Source organism: Pseudomonas kielensis (genome assembly GCF_014236655.1).
GTDB lineage: Bacteria > Pseudomonadota > Gammaproteobacteria > Pseudomonadales > Pseudomonadaceae > Aquipseudomonas > Aquipseudomonas kielensis.
In genome coordinates this window covers 41362-57485 of sequence record NZ_JACMYG010000008.1, presented here as the reverse complement: position 1 = coordinate 57485, position 16124 = coordinate 41362, and the positions used below count along the sequence as shown (strand labels likewise).

Annotated in this window: 16 protein-coding genes; 8 read left to right on the top strand and 8 right to left on the bottom strand. The window is 63.0% G+C overall.

Translation table 11 applies throughout. The annotated features are described in order from the left end of the window. Window positions 1–67: 67 nt before the first annotated feature. Window positions 68–1405, top strand: coding sequence for a substrate-binding domain-containing protein (locus H7995_RS10240; RefSeq protein WP_166591922.1), 1338 nt, complete (start codon window positions 68–70; stop codon window positions 1403–1405). Window positions 1406–1427: 22 nt separating this feature from the next. Here H7995_RS10240 and cobF read toward each other — a convergent pair whose 3' ends face one another. Continuing rightward, window positions 1428–2186, bottom strand: coding sequence for a precorrin-6A synthase (deacetylating) (gene cobF / locus H7995_RS10235; RefSeq protein WP_185818306.1), 759 nt, complete (start codon window positions 2184–2186; stop codon window positions 1428–1430). After that, window positions 2183–2770 carry a histidine phosphatase family protein gene (locus H7995_RS10230; protein ID WP_166591920.1) on the bottom strand — a complete coding sequence of 196 codons (588 nt, stop codon included), beginning with the start codon at window positions 2768–2770 and terminating at the stop codon, window positions 2183–2185. The genes cobF and H7995_RS10230 overlap by 4 nt, the downstream gene beginning before the upstream one ends. A 271-nt stretch (window positions 2771–3041) precedes the next feature. On the opposite strand from H7995_RS10230, the gene H7995_RS10225 reads away from it, so the two are divergent. Next, entirely contained in the window at window positions 3042–3293 is a 252-nt protein-coding gene (locus H7995_RS10225; protein ID WP_166591919.1) for a helix-hairpin-helix domain-containing protein, read from the top strand. Window positions 3294–3446: 153 nt separating this feature from the next. Here the strand turns inward: H7995_RS10225 and H7995_RS10220 are convergent, their stop codons facing one another. Then, window positions 3447–5360, bottom strand: coding sequence for an RHS repeat-associated core domain-containing protein (locus H7995_RS10220; protein WP_185818305.1), 1914 nt, complete (start codon window positions 5358–5360; stop codon window positions 3447–3449). Window positions 5361–5491: 131 nt separating this feature from the next. Further along, window positions 5492–6376, bottom strand: a complete 885-nt coding sequence (locus H7995_RS10215) for a LysR family transcriptional regulator (RefSeq protein WP_166591917.1) — start codon at window positions 6374–6376, stop codon at window positions 5492–5494. 148 nt (window positions 6377–6524) lie between these two features. Between H7995_RS10215 and H7995_RS10210 the strand changes: the two genes are divergently transcribed. The 3 genes from H7995_RS10210 to H7995_RS10200 are packed head-to-tail and all read left to right on the top strand — an operon-like array spanning window position 6525 to window position 9129. Further along, window positions 6525–7223: a CoA transferase subunit A gene (locus H7995_RS10210; protein ID WP_166591916.1), complete on the top strand. Its 699-nt coding sequence runs from the start codon at window positions 6525–6527 to the stop codon at window positions 7221–7223. 37 nt (window positions 7224–7260) lie between these two features. After that, entirely contained in the window at window positions 7261–7920 is a 660-nt protein-coding gene (locus H7995_RS10205; RefSeq protein ID WP_166591915.1) for a CoA transferase subunit B, read from the top strand. A 27-nt stretch (window positions 7921–7947) separates the two neighbouring features. Continuing rightward, on the top strand, window positions 7948–9129 hold the full coding sequence (locus H7995_RS10200; RefSeq protein WP_166591914.1) for an acetyl-CoA C-acetyltransferase: 1182 nt from the start codon (window positions 7948–7950) through the stop codon (window positions 9127–9129). Between the two features lie 83 nt (window positions 9130–9212). Here the strand turns inward: H7995_RS10200 and H7995_RS10195 are convergent, their stop codons facing one another. After that, window positions 9213–10088, bottom strand: a complete 876-nt coding sequence (locus H7995_RS10195; RefSeq protein WP_182344094.1) for a LysR family transcriptional regulator — start codon at window positions 10086–10088, stop codon at window positions 9213–9215. Window positions 10089–10221: 133 nt separating this feature from the next. On the opposite strand from H7995_RS10195, the gene H7995_RS10190 reads away from it, so the two are divergent. Beyond that, window positions 10222–11115, top strand: coding sequence for a DMT family transporter (locus H7995_RS10190; RefSeq protein WP_185818304.1), 894 nt, complete (start codon window positions 10222–10224; stop codon window positions 11113–11115). A 19-nt stretch (window positions 11116–11134) separates the two neighbouring features. Here H7995_RS10190 and H7995_RS10185 read toward each other — a convergent pair whose 3' ends face one another. Beyond that, window positions 11135–11668, bottom strand: a complete 534-nt coding sequence (locus tag H7995_RS10185; protein WP_185818303.1) for a DUF4174 domain-containing protein — start codon at window positions 11666–11668, stop codon at window positions 11135–11137. Window positions 11669–12189: 521 nt separating this feature from the next. Here H7995_RS10185 and H7995_RS10180 point away from each other — a divergent pair. Next, entirely contained in the window at window positions 12190–13236 is a 1047-nt protein-coding gene (locus H7995_RS10180; protein ID WP_185818302.1) for a class I SAM-dependent methyltransferase, read from the top strand. A gap of 49 nt (window positions 13237–13285) precedes the next feature. Here the strand turns inward: H7995_RS10180 and H7995_RS10175 are convergent, their stop codons facing one another. Next, complete coding sequence (locus H7995_RS10175; RefSeq protein WP_166591909.1) at window positions 13286–14071, bottom strand: sulfite exporter TauE/SafE family protein; 786 nt, start codon at window positions 14069–14071, stop codon at window positions 13286–13288. A 199-nt stretch (window positions 14072–14270) separates the two neighbouring features. Then, complete coding sequence (locus H7995_RS10170) at window positions 14271–15008, bottom strand: tellurite resistance TerB family protein (protein ID WP_185818301.1); 738 nt, start codon at window positions 15006–15008, stop codon at window positions 14271–14273. Between the two features lie 194 nt (window positions 15009–15202). Between H7995_RS10170 and H7995_RS10165 the strand changes: the two genes are divergently transcribed. Then, a complete protein-coding gene (locus H7995_RS10165) occupies window positions 15203–15988 on the top strand; it encodes an ABC transporter substrate-binding protein (RefSeq protein ID WP_166592364.1) in 786 nt (261 codons plus the stop codon). Window positions 15989–16124 lie beyond the last annotated feature (136 nt).

Sequence of the window (16124 nt, the reverse complement as noted above, 5' to 3'; positions counted from 1 at the left end):
CACATATGCGTAACCTGAATGTCTTAATGTCCCGGCACCTCCCTCGCCCGCCAAAGGTGCCGGCTCCATGTTGCGTGCCCTGTTGCCGCTGCTGTTATGCAGCCTGCTCTCCCCACCTGCCCTGGCCACCGCGCTGCCGCTAACCGCCAACGGCGTGGTGTTGCGTATCCAGGGGTCCAACACCATAGGGGCGGCGCTGGGGCCGGCACTGGCCAAGGGCTTGATGGAAGAGCAAGGCTTGCTCAAGGTGCGCAGCGAACCCCGGGACAACGTCAACGAACAACGGCTGGTGGGCCAGACGGCCCAAGGGCAACCGGTGATCATCGACATCGCCGCCCACGGCTCCAGCACCGGCTTCCTCGCACTTAACCATTCCAGCGCCGATCTGGCGGCGTCTTCGCGCCCGATCAAGGACAGCGAACGGTTGGCACTGAAGGCCCTTGGCGAGCTGAAAAGTCCTGCGGCCGAACAGGTGATCGCCATCGACGGCCTGGCAATTATCCTGCACCCGCACAACCCGTTGAATCAGTTGAACACCGAGCAACTGGCACGGATTTTCAGCGGCGAGATCCACACCTGGGAAGAACTCGGCGGTGTCGGCGGCCCGATTCATCTCTACGCGCGCGATGATCAGTCGGGCACCTACGACACCTTCAAGGACCTGGTACTCAGCAGCCGCGGTAAGACCCTCGCAGGCTCGGCAAGCCGCTTCGAATCCAGTGAGCAACTGTCCGACGCCGTCAGCCAGGACCGCCAAGGCATCGGTTTCATCGGCCTGCCCTATGTGCGCCAGGCCAAGGCGCTGGCGATCGTCGACGGTGACTCGCAGCCCATGCTGCCACTCACCAGCCTGATCGCCACCGAGGACTATCCACTGTCGCGACGGCTGTACTTGTATGTGCCACCGACCGCGCGAAATCCCTGGGCCGAGGCACTGGTGCATTTTGCCCAAAGTCGCCAGGGCCAGGCGCTGGTGGCCGCCAACGGGTTTGTCGCGCAGACCGTGCAAGCCATGGACGTCACGGCCAGCCGACAGATGCCCGAGGGATATCAGGCGCTGGCAGCCAAGGCGCAACGGCTGACGGTCAACTTTCGATTCGAGGAAGGCAGCGCCAGCCTCGACAACAAGGCACGCCAGGATCTGTCCCGGGTACTCGACTACCTCCGGCAGCACGGCAAACTCGACAGGCAGGTGAGCCTGGTGGGATTCGGCGACGCCAAGGCCGATCCGCAGCGCGCCGCCCTGCTCTCCAGGCTGCGGGCCATGGCGGTGCGCCGTGAACTGGTGAAAAGCGGCGTGGTACTGCGCGACATTCGCGGTTTTGGTGCGCAGATGCCGGTGGCCGCCAACAGTGACGACGAAGGCCGGATCAAGAATCGCCGGGTCGAAGTCTGGGTCTACTGACGTCCTGGCCGGGGCGCGCGAACTAGTCGGGTTTGCGGATCAGGTAGGTGTCCATGATCCAGCCGTTAGCGTGTCGCGCCGCCTTCCTGACGCGCTCGATCTGGTCGGCGACGTCCTTGAGTTTACCGGCGATGAGGATCTCATCCGCGGTGCCCAGGTAGGCGCCCCAGTAAATCTGCAGCTCCCGATCGGCCACCTGCTGGTAGGCATCTTGCGCGTCCAGCATCACCACCTGACTGTCGGCCGTACTTACCTGCCCCGCGGCCAGGCGCCGCCCGGTGGTGATCTCAACGGCGCCGCCGATACGGTTCAAGGGCACTTTGTGCCGCGCGGCCAGGGCCTGGACGCTGCTGATACCGGGGATCACCTCGTAGTCGAAGGTGCAGCGACCCGCGTCGAGAATGGCCTGCAGGATCCGCAGGGTGCTGTCGTACAAACTCGGATCGCCCCACACCAGAAACCCCGCGCATTCATCGTCGGCCATGTGCTCGTTGATCAGGCGTTCGAACACCTGCTGTTTGTCTTGATTGAGCGCCTGGACACTGGCGGTGTAGTCGAGATCATCGGACCTGCGTTGCGGGCTGTGGGCCTCGACGAGGCGGTAACCCGGCTGACTGATATAGCGGGCACAGATTTCCCGCCGCAGGTCGATCAGGCTGTCCTTGCTCGGGCCCTTGTCCATCAGGAAAAACACATCGACCCGGTTCAATGCCTTGACCGCCTGCATCGTGATGTAGTCGGGGTCGCCGGCACCCACGCCGATCACCAGCAGTCGCTTCATGCCAGGGGTTCCTCAAGGGGGGCGCCACTGTCCATCAGGCGCAGGCGCCAGCGGCCGTTGAAGCGCAGTTCAGTGGCAGACAAGGGTTCGACATCGATGATGTGCAAGGCGGTGGGCGGGCACTGCAGCACATGGATCATGGCGGCGCGAATCACCCATGGGTGGGTAACGGCCAGGTAATGCCCGGGGCAACTGCTCAGGTCGTCGAGCCAGCGCCCGACCCGCTGGCACAGCTGCACCAGCGATTCGCCGCCATGGGGCGCCGAGTGCGGATCGTCGAGCCAGGCCTGCAATGCCAGTGGCTCGTGCTGCTGCAGGTGGTCGATGGACAAGCCGTGCCAACGACCAAAATCATAGTCATCCAGCGCCGGCACATGCTGCAGGTCATTGCCGAACAAGGCGCCTGTCTGCCGTACTCGCGTCTCGCCACCGCCGAGCAATTGCGGGGCCCGCTTGAAGGCACCGGCGCGACTCCCCCGGGCGGCCTGCCAGTCCATTTCCAACGGTTCGTCCAGGGGCAATCGCGCCCGCTTCTGGGCGACGGTACGGGCGTGGCAAATCAGGGTCAAACGGGTTACCGACACGCAGGGTTACTCCCAGGCTGGGACAGGAAAGACTCGCCGAACGGCTAGCATCATGCTGCGCCACTTGGGGAGGATCAACTAGTATGGCCCGCGCGCAGCGTGACGGCAGTCAGTTGCAGATGGATCGACCGCCCGCCGCTTGCAATTGCAACCGAGTGCGCGCGGTAGCCCGGTTCGCGAGCATTGCAAGATCAGCAGGTTTATCCGGTCAGCACGCGGCATCATCGACGAGCATTGCGCTACAGTGACGCTCACTAAAAAAGGAGCCTGTATGGGATTTTCAACGGAAGAAAAACAAACCCTGTTAAGCGTCAAGGGAGTCGGCCCGACGGTGGTCCAGCGCCTTGAACAACTGGGGTTCACCACCTTGCTGCAACTGAGCCAGGCCAATGCCCGCGAGATCGTGGTTCAGGCGTCGGCGGTGGTCGGCTCCACCTGCTGGAAGAACAGCCCGCAGGCACGGGCCGCGATTGAGGCGGCGATCGCCAGGGCGCGTCAAAGCAGTGAGGCAAGCCAGGCCTGAATGCTGGCAGATTGACAACAAAAAGCCCGCATCTGGCGGGCTTTCTGTCTATGGGGTCAAATCCTTTTGTGTGTTCAATCTGCACCTGCGAATGTCAGAATTTCGTGAAAAAAACTCCCCTCGCAGGAAAAAAAGACAGACGGCCTTCCCCCTTTACGACCGCTCGCTGGAACTCCGCATCAGCGCTTGCGGCAGTTGCGGTTCAGCCTCATCCACCACGGCGTTGGCCAGCGGATCATGCACTTGCAGCATCGGTTTGCGGCCATCACCGCCTGGGCAACTGCTAAGCCCCAGGGGGTTGACCCACGCCGTTGGATTCACCGCGTACTGATAGGCATTGAGGCCAGCGGCCAGGCGGTTCGGGGCCGGTGTCAGGTAACGCCCCAGGTGCGGGCAGTAGTAGCGATGGCGGTTGTAATGCAGGCCCGTTTCCTCGTCGCAGTACTGCCCCTGAAAACGCAGCGGCTGCTCCATCGGCTCGTGCCCCAGATGCCGGAGACTGGCGATCTGGCCGCCGGCCTGATAAGTCGCCGCCCAGACGATTTCGCCCCTGCTGTCCGTCAATTCCTGGGGGGTGCCCAGATGATCGAGCTGGTAGTAGAACCGGCCGGTATCCCCCGCAGCACCGCCCTCGACCAGGGCCAACGGGCGAAAGGTATCGGGCTCGTAAAGATAGTCGCGATGATGATCAGCGCTGATTTCGCCGACCAGCCGTGGCCCCTGCCAGACGAACTCGACGGTACTGCCATCGACGGTCTTGGCACTGCGCCGGCCAAACGGGTCATAGCGATAGCTGGCCCGGCTGCCATCGGGCAGGACCACCGCGCTCAAGCGATGCTGGCAGTCATAGTGATAATGGGTCACGTGCGGGAGGTGACCGTCGCGGCGCACGCGGATCAGGTTGCCAAAGGCATCGTAGTCGTAGCGGTAGTGGCCGGGGTCCGGCAGGCGATTGCCGCACGGGTCGTACGCGAATTGCTGCCCTTGCTCGCCACGCGAGTGCCGTACCCGAACCAGGCGGTTGCCGGCGTCGTAGTAAAAACTGCGCTGGCCGTGGCGGCTGTCGGCGATGCTCGCCAGGTTACCGTTGACCCCATAGCTGTAGTGCCGCAGGTACAGCGGACGCTGTGGCTGGTTGACGGTGTGGACCTGCAGGCGGCCCTGTGCGTCGTAGTGATACTGGCTGAGCAACCGGCCCTGTTCGCGCTGCTGCTCCTGGCCGTGCTCGAAGCGATGGCTGGACAGGCGCTCGCCGTTGTAATCGACGGCAGCGAGGCTGCCATCGAGGGCAAAGTGATAATCCAGCCAGCGGTTGTCTGGCAACTGCATGCGCTCAAGCTGGCCACTGGCGTTGTAGACATAGTGCAGGCAGACCCAGCCCTGCTGCTCGCTGAGCAGCCGTCCCGACAGATCGTAGGTGAAGGTCAGTGGCCAGTCGCTGTCATCGTCGACTCGTGCCAGGCGTCCCTGTGAATCGTATTGATAGGCCACCCGGCCGGCGTCGGGCAATGTCTTGAGCAACAGCCGCCCTGTCCTGTCACGCTGGTACGCCGTGACCAGGGCAGAGCCATCAGTCGCCCATTGGGTTTTCTGCAGCAGATGGCCCTGGTGATCGTAGGCGAATGTGAAGCGCCGTCCGTCAAACGTCCGCTCCTGCTCGATCCGCCCATCGGCGCCCCGCTCCAGCCGATACACCTCACCGACCTGGTTTTCGATTTCCGACAACAACCCACTGCTGCGGTCATGGCGAAAGCACAACTGGCTGCCATCTGGATCGATCCGCCGGCTGATCAGGTGCAGGTGCCGGTCGTACTCATAGCGTGTGACCTGGCCCAGTTCATCCTGCTCGGCACTGACCTTGCCATAGTCGTTGTAGCTGAAGGTGCGGGTGGCACCATCGGCCGCCAGCACTTGCCGCAACCGGCCCGCAGTGTCGTGTCGGTAGCGGGTGACCTGACCGTGGGGGTCGATCTGTTCGCAGATATCGCCGCGGGCATTGCGCCGGTAGGTCCAGCGCCGGCCGTCGATGGTCAAGATAAAGCAGGGTTCATGGGCAGGTATGAGCATCCGTTGTCTCTCTGCAGAACGAGGGTCAGTGATTCTGCGCGAGCGTCGGGGAGTGTTGAACGGGTCGTGGAAAAATCAGAATTTCCCTGGAGGATTCAAAGACCCATCGCGCAGGCATCAAGGCCAGAGGACTACAGACGCACTTCGCCCTTGAGGATGTCGAACAGCGCCTGGGCGGCCGCCGACAATTCGTGACCGGGCTTGGTCAGGATACCGATCGCGCGCTCGACCACCGGCTCACCCAGGGTGATGCAATGGGCGCCCAGTTCGCGCATTTGCTCGGCACACAAGGCTGGCACAGCGCTGACCCCCAGGCCGCTGGCGACCATGCGCCCGACCGTCGCCAGTTGGTGGCTTTCAAAGGCCACCGGGAGGCGGGTCTGGCGTGCCTGCAGGTGTTCTTCGAGCATCACCCGCACTGTCGACGGGCGCTGCAAGGTAATGAAGGGCTGCTCCAGCAGGGTGTTCCAGTCGATTTCGCTGAGGCCGGCCAGTGGCGAATCACTCGGTACCACCGCGACAAAACGGTCGACGTAGAGCGCAGTGAACTGCAGCGATGAACTCTGCATTGGCTCGAACGCCACGCCCAGTTCCACCTGGCGGTCGCGCACCATCTCCAGCACTTGCTCGTTGATCACATCATTGACCGTGACGTTGACTTTCGGGTAGCGCGCGCGGAAGGTCTTGAGGATCGGCGGCAGCAGGTTGCCGGCAAACGAAGGCATGGCGGCCAGGGTCACCCGTCCACGCTGCAGGGTAAAGCGCTGGCGCATCTCGTCCTCGGCGTTGTCCCAGTCGGCAATCAGGCGCCGGGCCAACGGCAGCAGAGATTCGCCTTCAGGGGTCAGCGCGACATTGCGCGTGGTGCGGCTGAACAACCGCCCACCGAGGCTTTCTTCCAGGGCCTTGATGGTCAGGCTCAACGCCGACTGCGACAGGTGCAGCCGCTCACAGGCCACGGCGAAGCTCAAACTCTGCGCCACGGCCAGAAACGCGCGGATCTGCTTGACGGTCATCTGGGTTCCCTATTATGAAATACGCCACGGATTAACGAGTTTTATCTATTAATCAACCTTAAAAATCAACTTATCAAATGAATCGGATGGCGCAACACTCAACCCCATACGGCTAGCCAGCCGCCCACAAAGAATAAAAGAGGTGCATATGGCAGGTTTCGACAAGCGCGTGAGTTCCTATGAAGAGGCCCTCGCCGGCCTTGAAGACGGCATGACCGTGATCGCTGGCGGCTTCGGCTTGTGCGGCATTCCGGAAAACCTGATTGCCGAAATCAAACGCAAGGGCACGCGCGACCTGACCGTGGTTTCCAATAACTGCGGCGTCGACGGTTTTGGCCTCGGCGTGCTGCTCGAAGACCGCCAGATCAGCAAGGTCGTGGCGTCCTACGTGGGTGAAAACGCCCTGTTCGAGAAACAACTGCTGAGCGGCGAAATCGAAGTGGTGCTGACCCCCCAAGGCACCCTGGCGGAAAAAATGCGCGCTGGCGGCGCGGGCATTCCTGCGTTCTTCACCGCCACCGGCGTCGGCACGCCCGTGGCCGAAGGCAAGGAAGTGCGTGAGTTCCACGGCCGCCCGTACTTGATGGAAGAGTCCATCACCGGCGACTTCGCCATCGTCAAAGGCTGGAAAGCCGACCACTTCGGCAACGTGATCTATCGCCACACCGCCCAGAACTTCAACCCACTGGCCGCCACCGCCGGCAAGATCACCGTGGTCGAAGTCGAAGAGATCGTCGAGCCCGGCGAGCTGGACCCTGCGCACATCCATACCCCTGGCATCTACGTTGACCGGGTGATCTGCGGCACGTTCGAAAAACGCATCGAACAGCGCACCGTGCGCAAGTGATCCACGCCCCCTGCCCGACGAACAACGGAGAATAAAAATGGCTCTTACCCGCGAACAAATGGCTCAGCGCGTCGCCCGCGAAATGCAGGACGGCTACTACGTAAACCTGGGCATCGGCATTCCGACCCTGGTCGCCAACTACATTCCCGAAGGCATGGAAGTGATGCTGCAGTCGGAAAACGGCCTGCTTGGCATGGGCGCTTTCCCGACGGATGATCAGGTCGACGCCGACATGATCAACGCCGGCAAACAAACAGTGACCGCGCGCATCGGCGCATCGATTTTCTCTTCCGCCGAATCCTTCGCGATGATCCGCGGCGGCCACATCGACCTGACCGTGCTCGGCGCGTTCGAAGTCGACGTACAAGGCAACATCGCCTCCTGGATGATCCCGGGCAAACTGGTCAAGGGCATGGGCGGCGCAATGGACCTGGTAGCCGGTGCCGACAACATCATCGTCACCATGACCCACGCCTCCAAGGATGGTGAGTCCAAGCTGCTGAACCATTGCAGCCTGCCACTGACCGGCGCCCACTGCATCAAGCGCGTCCTGACCGACCTGGCCTACCTGGAAATCGAAAACGGCGCCTTCATTCTCAAGGAGCGCGCTCCGGGTGTCAGCGTCGAGGAAATCGTCAGCAAGACCGCCGGTAAACTGATCGTTCCGGACCACGTTCCGGAAATGCAGTTCGCCTGAGCCCCACCCCCTTTGAGGAGAAATTCGATGCAAGAAGTCGTGATTGTCGCCGCCACCCGGACTGCCATCGGCAGCTTCCAGGGTTCGCTGGCCAGCATCCCGGCGCCGGAACTCGGTGCCGCGGTGATTCGCCAGTTGCTGGCACAGACCGGTCTGGCCGCCGACCAGGTGGATGAAGTGATCCTGGGTCAGGTCCTGACCGCTGGCTCGGGCCAGAACCCGGCGCGCCAGGCCTCGATTCTCGCCGGCCTGCCTCACGCGGTGCCGGCGCTGACCCTGAACAAGGTCTGCGGTTCGGGCCTCAAGGCCCTGCACCTGGGCGCCCAGGCGATCCGCTGCGGCGACGCCGACGTGATCATCGCCGGCGGCATGGAAAACATGAGCCTGGCCCCGTACGTGTTGCCGGCCGCCCGCACCGGCCTGCGCATGGGCCACGCGAAGATGGTCGACAGCATGATCAGCGACGGCCTGTGGGATGCGTTCAACGATTACCACATGGGCATCACCGCCGAGAACCTGGTCGACAAGTACCACCTCAGCCGTGAGGAACAGGACGCCTTCGCCGCCGCTTCCCAGCAGAAGGCCACGGCCGCCATCGAAGCCGGGCGATTTGCCGACGAGATCACGCCGATCCTGATCCCTCAGCGCAAAGGCGATCCGCTGTCCTTCGCGGTCGACGAACAACCGCGCGCCGAGACCACCGCCGCCTCCCTGGCCAAGCTCAAACCGGCGTTCAAGAAAGACGGCAGCGTCACCGCCGGCAACGCCTCTTCGCTCAACGACGGTGCCGCTGCCGTGCTGCTGATGAGCGCTGAAAAAGCCAAACAACTGGGCCTGCCGGTACTGGCGAAGATCGCCGCCTACGCCAATGCCGGTGTCGACCCGGCGATCATGGGCATCGGCCCGGTATCGGCTACTCGCCGCTGCCTGGACAAGGCCGGCTGGAACCTGGCGCAACTGGACCTGATCGAAGCCAACGAAGCATTCGCCGCGCAGTCCCTGGCGGTAGGCAAAGAGCTGCAGTGGGATGCGAGCAAGGTCAACGTCAACGGTGGCGCGATTGCCCTCGGCCACCCGATCGGCGCCTCGGGCTGCCGCGTACTGGTGTCGTTGCTGCACGAAATGATCAAGCGCGACGCCAAGAAAGGCCTGGCTACCCTGTGCATCGGTGGCGGCCAAGGCGTGGCACTGGCCATCTCGCGGGACTGATTTCACCGCGCACCTGCGGGAGCGGGCAGGCCCATTCAACATCGAGGGTGCCTGACACGCTGCCATCGCGAGCAAGCTCGCGCCTACACGCTGGCAGTGGCAAATTCTTCCTGCAGCATCGCAACGAACGCTTCCCGGGCCGGGTGATGCCGGGAGTGTTCGTGCCAATAGAACAGGTTGTCGATGGCCGTCAGTTCCGGGAACTCGTAGCTGGCCCAGCCGGCCCCCGGTCCGTACTGTTCGAATATCCCCCTGGGCACCAGCGCCACGCCGGCCCCCGCACTGACACAGCCGACAATGCTGCCGTAACTGGCAATGCTGATGATCGGCAAGGCTTCCCCCTGCCCTAGCAGCCAGCGCTCCAGCGTTGCCCGGTACGGGCACCCCGAAGGCCACATGAAGATCGATTTGCCGCGCAGGTCCGCGGCCTCGCGCAACGGCCCCAAGGAAGGCGAAGCAATCAGCACCAGGTCTTCGCGGTACAGGAACTTGCGCTTGAGCAGCGGTCGCTCGACGTCGACCGCCACAATCACCCCGTCGAGCTTGTGCAGGAGCGTGTCCTCGAGCAACTGCGCCCAGGGCCCGGTTGTCAGCTCCAGGGCCACCGCCGGATAACGCCGATGGAATCGGGCCAACAGCCTGGGCAGGCGGCCGCTGGCCGATGACTCGATCGCGCCGATGCGCAGCGGCCCGGACGGCGGCGCTCCGGGATCCACGGCGCGCTTGGCTTCCTCGGACAGTGCCAGGATCTGCGCTGCGTAGGTCAGGAAGATTTCGCCGGCCGGGCTGATCTGCAACCCCCGCCCCGCCCGGTAAAACAGCTCGACGCCCAGCTCGCTTTCCAGCGACTTGAGGCGCGCAGTGATGTTCGAGGGCACGCAATGCAGCACCTGCGCGGCACGGGCAATGCTGCCGGTCTCGAAAACCGTCTTGAACATGCGAATCTGTGCCAGCTCCATACATCACCCAAAGTGAACATTCGCCTCATGTTAAGTCAGTTGTAGTGAACAGGTAAGGCTCCAATACTCAAGGGGCAGAAGCCGTCACCTCGTCGCGGTCTTCGTTGCGCACCTGACCTGGCAGGCCGACCTGATGCCCACACGTTCACCTCTGAAGATTCTCCTGGCCGTGCTGTTTGTGATCGTCTGCTGGGGTTACTCGCCGACCGGCATCCGCATCGGCCTGAGCGCCTATGAACCCGGACACCTGGCGTTGCTGCGGTTTCTCGTGGCCTCGCTGTTCATGGCGTTGATCGCCGTCTGCAAGGGCATCGAGCGGCCTCGCCTGCGCGACCTGCCACTGTTGCTCATGCTGGGATTGTTTGCCGTGAGCCTGCACCACATTGCGCTGAACTTCGGCCAACGCGGGGTCAGTGCCGGTGCCGCCAGTGTGCTGGCGCAGTCGACTCCGCTGTTCAGCGCGTTGCTGGCACATTTCATCTTCAACGACCGCGTCAGCGCCTGGCGTTGGGGATGCGTGGTGGTGGGTATGTGTGGCGCCGGCATCGTGGTCGCCGGTGATCGCGGCCTGGGCAGTGTCGACCCCCACGGCCTGTTGATCCTGCTGGCGGCGCTATCGTGGAGCCTGTACTTCGCCCTGCACAAACGCCATTGCCAGCGTTACAGCGGCCTGACCATGGTCTGCTATACGGTGTGGTCCGGCACCCTGCTGTTGCTGGTGTTCCTTCCGGGCCTGGGGGCTGCGGTGGCCAGGGCGCCGACGCAGGTTCACCTGGCGGTGGCGATTCTCGGGGTGTTCCCCAGTGCCCTGGCCTATCTGGCCTGGGCCTTTGTCTTGCGCCAGGTCGAGGCCAGCCGCGCCGCCATGGCGCTGTACCTGACACCGCCCACCGCCATGCTGATTGCCGCCGCCCTGCTGGGAGAACGACCGGGGTTGATGGTGATGGTGGGAGCGCTGGTGGTGTTGATCAGCGTGCTGGCCATGAACCTGGAACAACGCTGGGGGGTGGCCTGGTCAAATCGATGACCAGCCCCCCGCTCGCGTTTCAATCGTCCAGCGGCTGAGGTGGTTTCACCGGCTTGGCAGGCTTGGCGGCCTTGCTGCCTTTGGCGGGCGTTTCCGCGACCGCAGGTGCCGGTGGCGTCGCTTCTTTCTCGGCGGCAGGCAACTGGTCGACCGTCTCGAACAGCGCCTTGGCGTCTATCGGACCCAGGTGCTCGAGCTTCTTCTCGCCGTCCTTGCCCACCAGGATGACCTTGGTCTCACCGCTGACCCCCAGTTTCAGTTCGCGAATCAGCGCCATGGTGGTTTGCGCATCCAAATCCTTGCCATCGCGCTGGCCCATCAACTGGACCACGGTGTAAAGCACCATGCTGCGGTCCTGGAAGGCTTTTTTGGTGGCCGGGTCGTCGAGGGATTTTTTCAGGTTGACCAGCGTCGGGTCGATGCTGCTGGGGGCAATGACAATCAGCGGGCGGCTCTTGCCGCGTTCCTGGGCCAGAGGCGTGTCGTTGTCGGCGGCGAACAAGGGGCCCGCGACAGCCAGCAGCGTAGCGAGGGTCAGTGACCGAATGAGCATGCGCATCTCCTTTTGATTTCCACGCTTATGATTGCGCATCAAGGCGAAAGATCCAGTTTTGATGTCGGAAATTTCTATCACCATGTTGCCAAGCTTAGGCCAGCAGGGTTAATCCGCCACTGGCTGCCCGCCTCAATGAAACGGGCAAAGTGTGCAAAGCACCGGGCAAGACCAACGGCCAGGCGCTCCACTACAACCCGTACTACACTGACAGTGTTCCCGATAGGGGGACGTAGCCAAATCCGCGTCCATCAGCAGCGTGCCTGCCCATTACCACGCTCATGACGCTGGAACCAATGGCCAATTCGTAAGCGTCCTGTGGGGCACTGCCCCACAGCGACAACTCTGCAGGACGACGACCTCGCGTCCAACACGCCCGGACATGATCCATGCCCGGGCATTCGCGTGGCAGACAGTTCGCCCACGGTCGTCCCGGTCATCCATCCGACTACCGCCTGACAGGCTGCTGTCGCTGCATCGTATGCCTCGTTCAGCGGTGACCTTTTTCAGGAGGCGCAGTTATGGACGAAGGCAAACTGCAGGACTTCATGGGCAAGCTGGTGACCGACATGGGTGGCGCCGCGATGCTCGCCAATGTGATCCTCGGCGAAGAGCTGGGCCTGTACCGGGCCATGGCGGACAGCCTGCCGTTGACCCCCGAGGCACTGGCCGCCAAGACCGGCTGCAATGCCCGGCTGCTGCGCGAATGGCTCAGCGCCCATGCGGCCTCAGGCTATATGGAGCATGCCGGCGGGATGTTCCGCCTGCCGGAAGAACAGGCCATGGCGCTCGCCCACGAGGACTCGCCGGTGTATGTCGCCGGTGGTGCCGGGGTCATCGCCGCCCTCTACCACGACAAGGACAAACTGCTGGCGGCCATGCGCGGCGATGGGGCGTTGGCCTGGGGCGATCACCACCCGTGCATGTTCAGTGGCACCGAACGTTTCTTCCGACCCGGCTACCGCGCCCACCTGGTGGATGAATGGCTGCCCGCCCTGGAAGGCGTGGTCGACAAGCTCAAAGCCGGCGCCAAGGTGGCGGATATCGGCTGCGGCCACGGGGCTTCCACCGTGGTCATGGCCAAGGCCTTCCCAGCGTCGACCTTTGTGGGTTTCGACTACCACGCCCCTTCCATCACTATCGCCAACCAACGCGCCGAAGAAGGCGGCGTGGCCGACCGCGCGCAGTTCATCCAGGGCACCGCGAAAAACTACCCAGGCCACGACTACGATCTGGTGTGCTATTTCGACTGCCTGCACGACATGGGCGACCCGGTGGGCGCGGCCAAGCATGCCTATCGGTCACTCAAGGACGATGGCAGCGTGCTGTTGGTGGAGCCTTACGCCAGCGATCAACTGGACCAGAACAACACCCCGATAGGCCGCTTGTTCTACGCCGCCTCGACCTTCATCTGCACGCCCAATTCGCTGTCCCAGGAAGTGGGCCTGGGGCTGGGGGCGCAAGCGGGTGAGGCACGGTTGCGGGACGTGTTCAGTGAGGCGGGGTTCAAGCACTTTCGCCGGGCGGCGCAAACCCCGTTCAACCTGATTCTGGAGGCGCGCAAATAACTGAGCAATGGCCGGGCACTGCGCCAACAGTGCCCGGCCGGGCGCTGGATCAGAACGCCAGCTTGTAGCCGATGAACACCAGCATGGCCGCCAGGCACGGACGCAGCACGCCATCGGAGACTTTCCCGGTCAGGTGACTGCCGATGTAGATCCCGGGCAGCGACCCCATCAGCAGGAACCCCAGCAGGTGCCAGTCCATGTTGCCCATGCTCGCGTGGCCAAGGCCGGCGACCAGGGTCAAGGGCACGGCGTGGGCGATTTCGGTGCCCACCAAACGTTTAGTGGCCAGGAACGGGTACAGCAGAAACAGCGCCACCGTGCCCAGGGCCCCGGCGCCAATCGAGGTCAGCGCCACCATCACCCCGAGCAACGCGCCGGTGCCGATGGTCAGCAGATTGAGATTGCGCTCGCTCAGGTGATAGTGGTCGCCCGCGTGTTTATGGGCGAAGGCCAGCAACTGCTTCTTGAAGAAGATCGCCAGCGCGGTCAACAACAGCACAAAGCCCAGGGCCTGCTTGATGATCGCGTTGGTCGCCTGGGCGTCGTTGTTGAAGAAGGTGAGAAACAGCAAGGTCAGAGCCACCGCCGGGACACTGCCAGCGGTCAGCCAGCCGGTGATTTTCCAGTCGATGTTCTTGTTCTTCTGATGAACCAGCACCCCACCGGACTTGGTGATCGCCGCGTACAGCAGGTCAGTGCCGACCGCGGTGGCCGGGTTGATACCGAACCACAGCAGAATCGGGGTCATCAACGAGCCGCCACCAATACCGGTCATGCCGACAATGAATCCGACAACCAAGCCTGCAACCACAAAACCCCAATTACCGAAATCCATTGCCATACCTTACAGAACCAGCGTGACGAGCAAAAACCGGCTGGCAGCATAGCGATATTTCTTATAACCACTTATACCAATGTGATCTGACTTTATAACCACGCGTATCGACCCTCCCCCCGTCCCTATGCAGGAGCGAGCTTGCTCGCGATAACCTTGAGAGCGCCGCCCGGCTGCTCCTACAGGGAGGGGCTCGTGTTCAGACGCCGGCTTGCTGTTCCAGGTGCACCTGCAACTGCGGATCGAGGTTCAACGCGGCGGCCAACTCGTCGAGGTAGGCGCGCTCGGCGTCCTGCTGGTGATCGACCAGCATCACGCTGGCCAGGTACATTTCCGCGGCGATGGCCGGGTCGGTGGCCGATTGCGCGACCTCCTGGGCGTCCAGTGGCTTGGCGACTTCAGCATCGAGCCACTGTTGCAGGTCCGGGTCGTTGGTGTGGCGGCCGATTTCGGTGCTGATCATCTGCTTCTCGTTGTCGTCGATGCGCCCGTCGGCCTTGGCAGCGGCAATCAGAGCCCGCAACACTGCGTGGCTATGGGCCTCGATCTGTGGCCCGGCGAGCAACTGGTCAACGGTCTGCGGCGCCTGCTGCGGGGCTGAGGCCTGGTTGCGTTGCCAGGCTTGATAGGCCTGGAACGCCATCATCCCCAGGGACGCCAGTGCGGCGTAGTTGGTGCCACTGGAGCGACCCTGGGTCGTCCCGCCACCACCCCCCGCGCCCCCCAGCAATCCCCCCAACCCGCCCAGCAGGCCACCCAAGCCGCCGAGGCCGCCAGCGCCGGCAGCGGCACCACCACCGCCTGCGCCCAGCAAACCGCCAAGCAGCCCACCCAAGTCACCCAGGCCGCCTTGCCCGCCCGCGGCACCACCGCCCTGTTGGCCCTGCGCGCCCTGACCGGCGCGCAGCAATTGTTCAAGTAGATCGCTGGTATTCATGACATTGCCCTCTTCGATGGCAGGAGTTCAGTCAGGCAACTCTAGACCCGGGCAGCCATTGCGCCATGACCGTCTGGCTGAGATTGAACGGCAGACTGACATTTTTATTTTCACTGTATTGATTAATGAATTATTTCATGTCAATCATAGACCCATAAGAAGGGCATCCGCCCCCTACTCACGGAGTCAACACGATGAACACGACCGGACTTCTGGCAACTCTGGCCTTCTGTGCCGCCAGCACCCTCGCCCACGCCGACGACAGCACCTTGCGCATTGGCATTGAAGCCGCCTACCCGCCGTTTTCTTTCAAGACCCCGGAAGGTGAGATCAGCGGATTCGACTACGACATCGGCAATGCCCTGTGTGATGAGATGAAGATCAAGTGCCAGTGGGTAGTGCTGGCCTTCGACGGGATGATCCCGTCGCTCAAGGTGCGCAAGGTCGATGCGATTCTGTCATCGATGTCGATCACCCCCGATCGCCTGAAGTCCGTCGACTTCACCAAGAAGTACTACCACACGCCCGGCAAGCTCGCGATGAAGGACGACGTGGTAATCAACGACCCGTTGCTGGATCTCAAGGGCAAGAAAGTCGGCGTGCAACGCGCCTCGACCTACGACCGTTTCGCCACCGAGCAACTGGCCCCGGCCGGGGTCGAGGTGGTGCGTTACTCCTCGCAAAGCGAAGCCTCGCTGGACCTGGCCTCAGGTCGCCTGGACGCGACCCTGGCCGATATCGTCAACACCGACGAAGCCTTTATCAAAACCCCGGCCGGCAAGGGTTTTGCCCTGGTGGGCCCGGACATCAACGACCCCAGTTACTTCGGCCGGGGTGCCGGGATTGCCTTGCGCAAAGGTGACACGGCCAACGCCGTGCGCCTGAACGCGGCGATCGACACCCTGCGCACCAACGGCAAGTACCAGCAAATCATGGGCAAGTACTTCGCCTATGACATCTACGGCTCGACCGCCGAGTAAAGGTGGGTCAATCAACTTCTGTGTTGTGGGTACTGGCCTCATCGCGAGCCGGCCCGCTCCCACGGGGGGAATGGGTGGAATACCGATGGGTGTTCGCCCCCCAATCCAATGTGGGAGCGGGCTCGCCCGCGATGGC

What these genes read in the sequence shown, in the direction of transcription:
- H7995_RS10185 (WP_185818303.1), bottom strand. Translation starts at nt 11,668, where the DNA reads ATGCTCATTCGGTCACTGACCCTCGCTACGCTGCTGGCTGTCGCGGGC.
- H7995_RS10180 (WP_185818302.1), top strand. Translation starts at nt 12,190, where the DNA reads ATGGACGAAGGCAAACTGCAGGACTTCATGGGCAAGCTGGTGACCGAC.
- H7995_RS10215 (WP_166591917.1), bottom strand. Translation starts at nt 6,376, where the DNA reads ATGACCGTCAAGCAGATCCGCGCGTTTCTGGCCGTGGCGCAGAGTTTG.
- H7995_RS10240 (WP_166591922.1), top strand. Translation starts at nt 68, where the DNA reads ATGTTGCGTGCCCTGTTGCCGCTGCTGTTATGCAGCCTGCTCTCCCCA.
- H7995_RS10210 (WP_166591916.1), top strand. Translation starts at nt 6,525, where the DNA reads ATGGCAGGTTTCGACAAGCGCGTGAGTTCCTATGAAGAGGCCCTCGCC.
- H7995_RS10195 (WP_182344094.1), bottom strand. Translation starts at nt 10,088, where the DNA reads ATGGAGCTGGCACAGATTCGCATGTTCAAGACGGTTTTCGAGACCGGC.
- H7995_RS10225 (WP_166591919.1), top strand. Translation starts at nt 3,042, where the DNA reads ATGGGATTTTCAACGGAAGAAAAACAAACCCTGTTAAGCGTCAAGGGA.
- H7995_RS10170 (WP_185818301.1), bottom strand. Translation starts at nt 15,008, where the DNA reads ATGAATACCAGCGATCTACTTGAACAATTGCTGCGCGCCGGTCAGGGC.
- H7995_RS10190 (WP_185818304.1), top strand. Translation starts at nt 10,222, where the DNA reads ATGCCCACACGTTCACCTCTGAAGATTCTCCTGGCCGTGCTGTTTGTG.
- H7995_RS10165 (WP_166592364.1), top strand. Translation starts at nt 15,203, where the DNA reads ATGAACACGACCGGACTTCTGGCAACTCTGGCCTTCTGTGCCGCCAGC.
- H7995_RS10200 (WP_166591914.1), top strand. Translation starts at nt 7,948, where the DNA reads ATGCAAGAAGTCGTGATTGTCGCCGCCACCCGGACTGCCATCGGCAGC.
- H7995_RS10175 (WP_166591909.1), bottom strand. Translation starts at nt 14,071, where the DNA reads ATGGATTTCGGTAATTGGGGTTTTGTGGTTGCAGGCTTGGTTGTCGGA.
- cobF (WP_185818306.1), bottom strand. Translation starts at nt 2,186, where the DNA reads ATGAAGCGACTGCTGGTGATCGGCGTGGGTGCCGGCGACCCCGACTAC.
- H7995_RS10220 (WP_185818305.1), bottom strand. Translation starts at nt 5,360, where the DNA reads ATGCTCATACCTGCCCATGAACCCTGCTTTATCTTGACCATCGACGGC.
- H7995_RS10205 (WP_166591915.1), top strand. Translation starts at nt 7,261, where the DNA reads ATGGCTCTTACCCGCGAACAAATGGCTCAGCGCGTCGCCCGCGAAATG.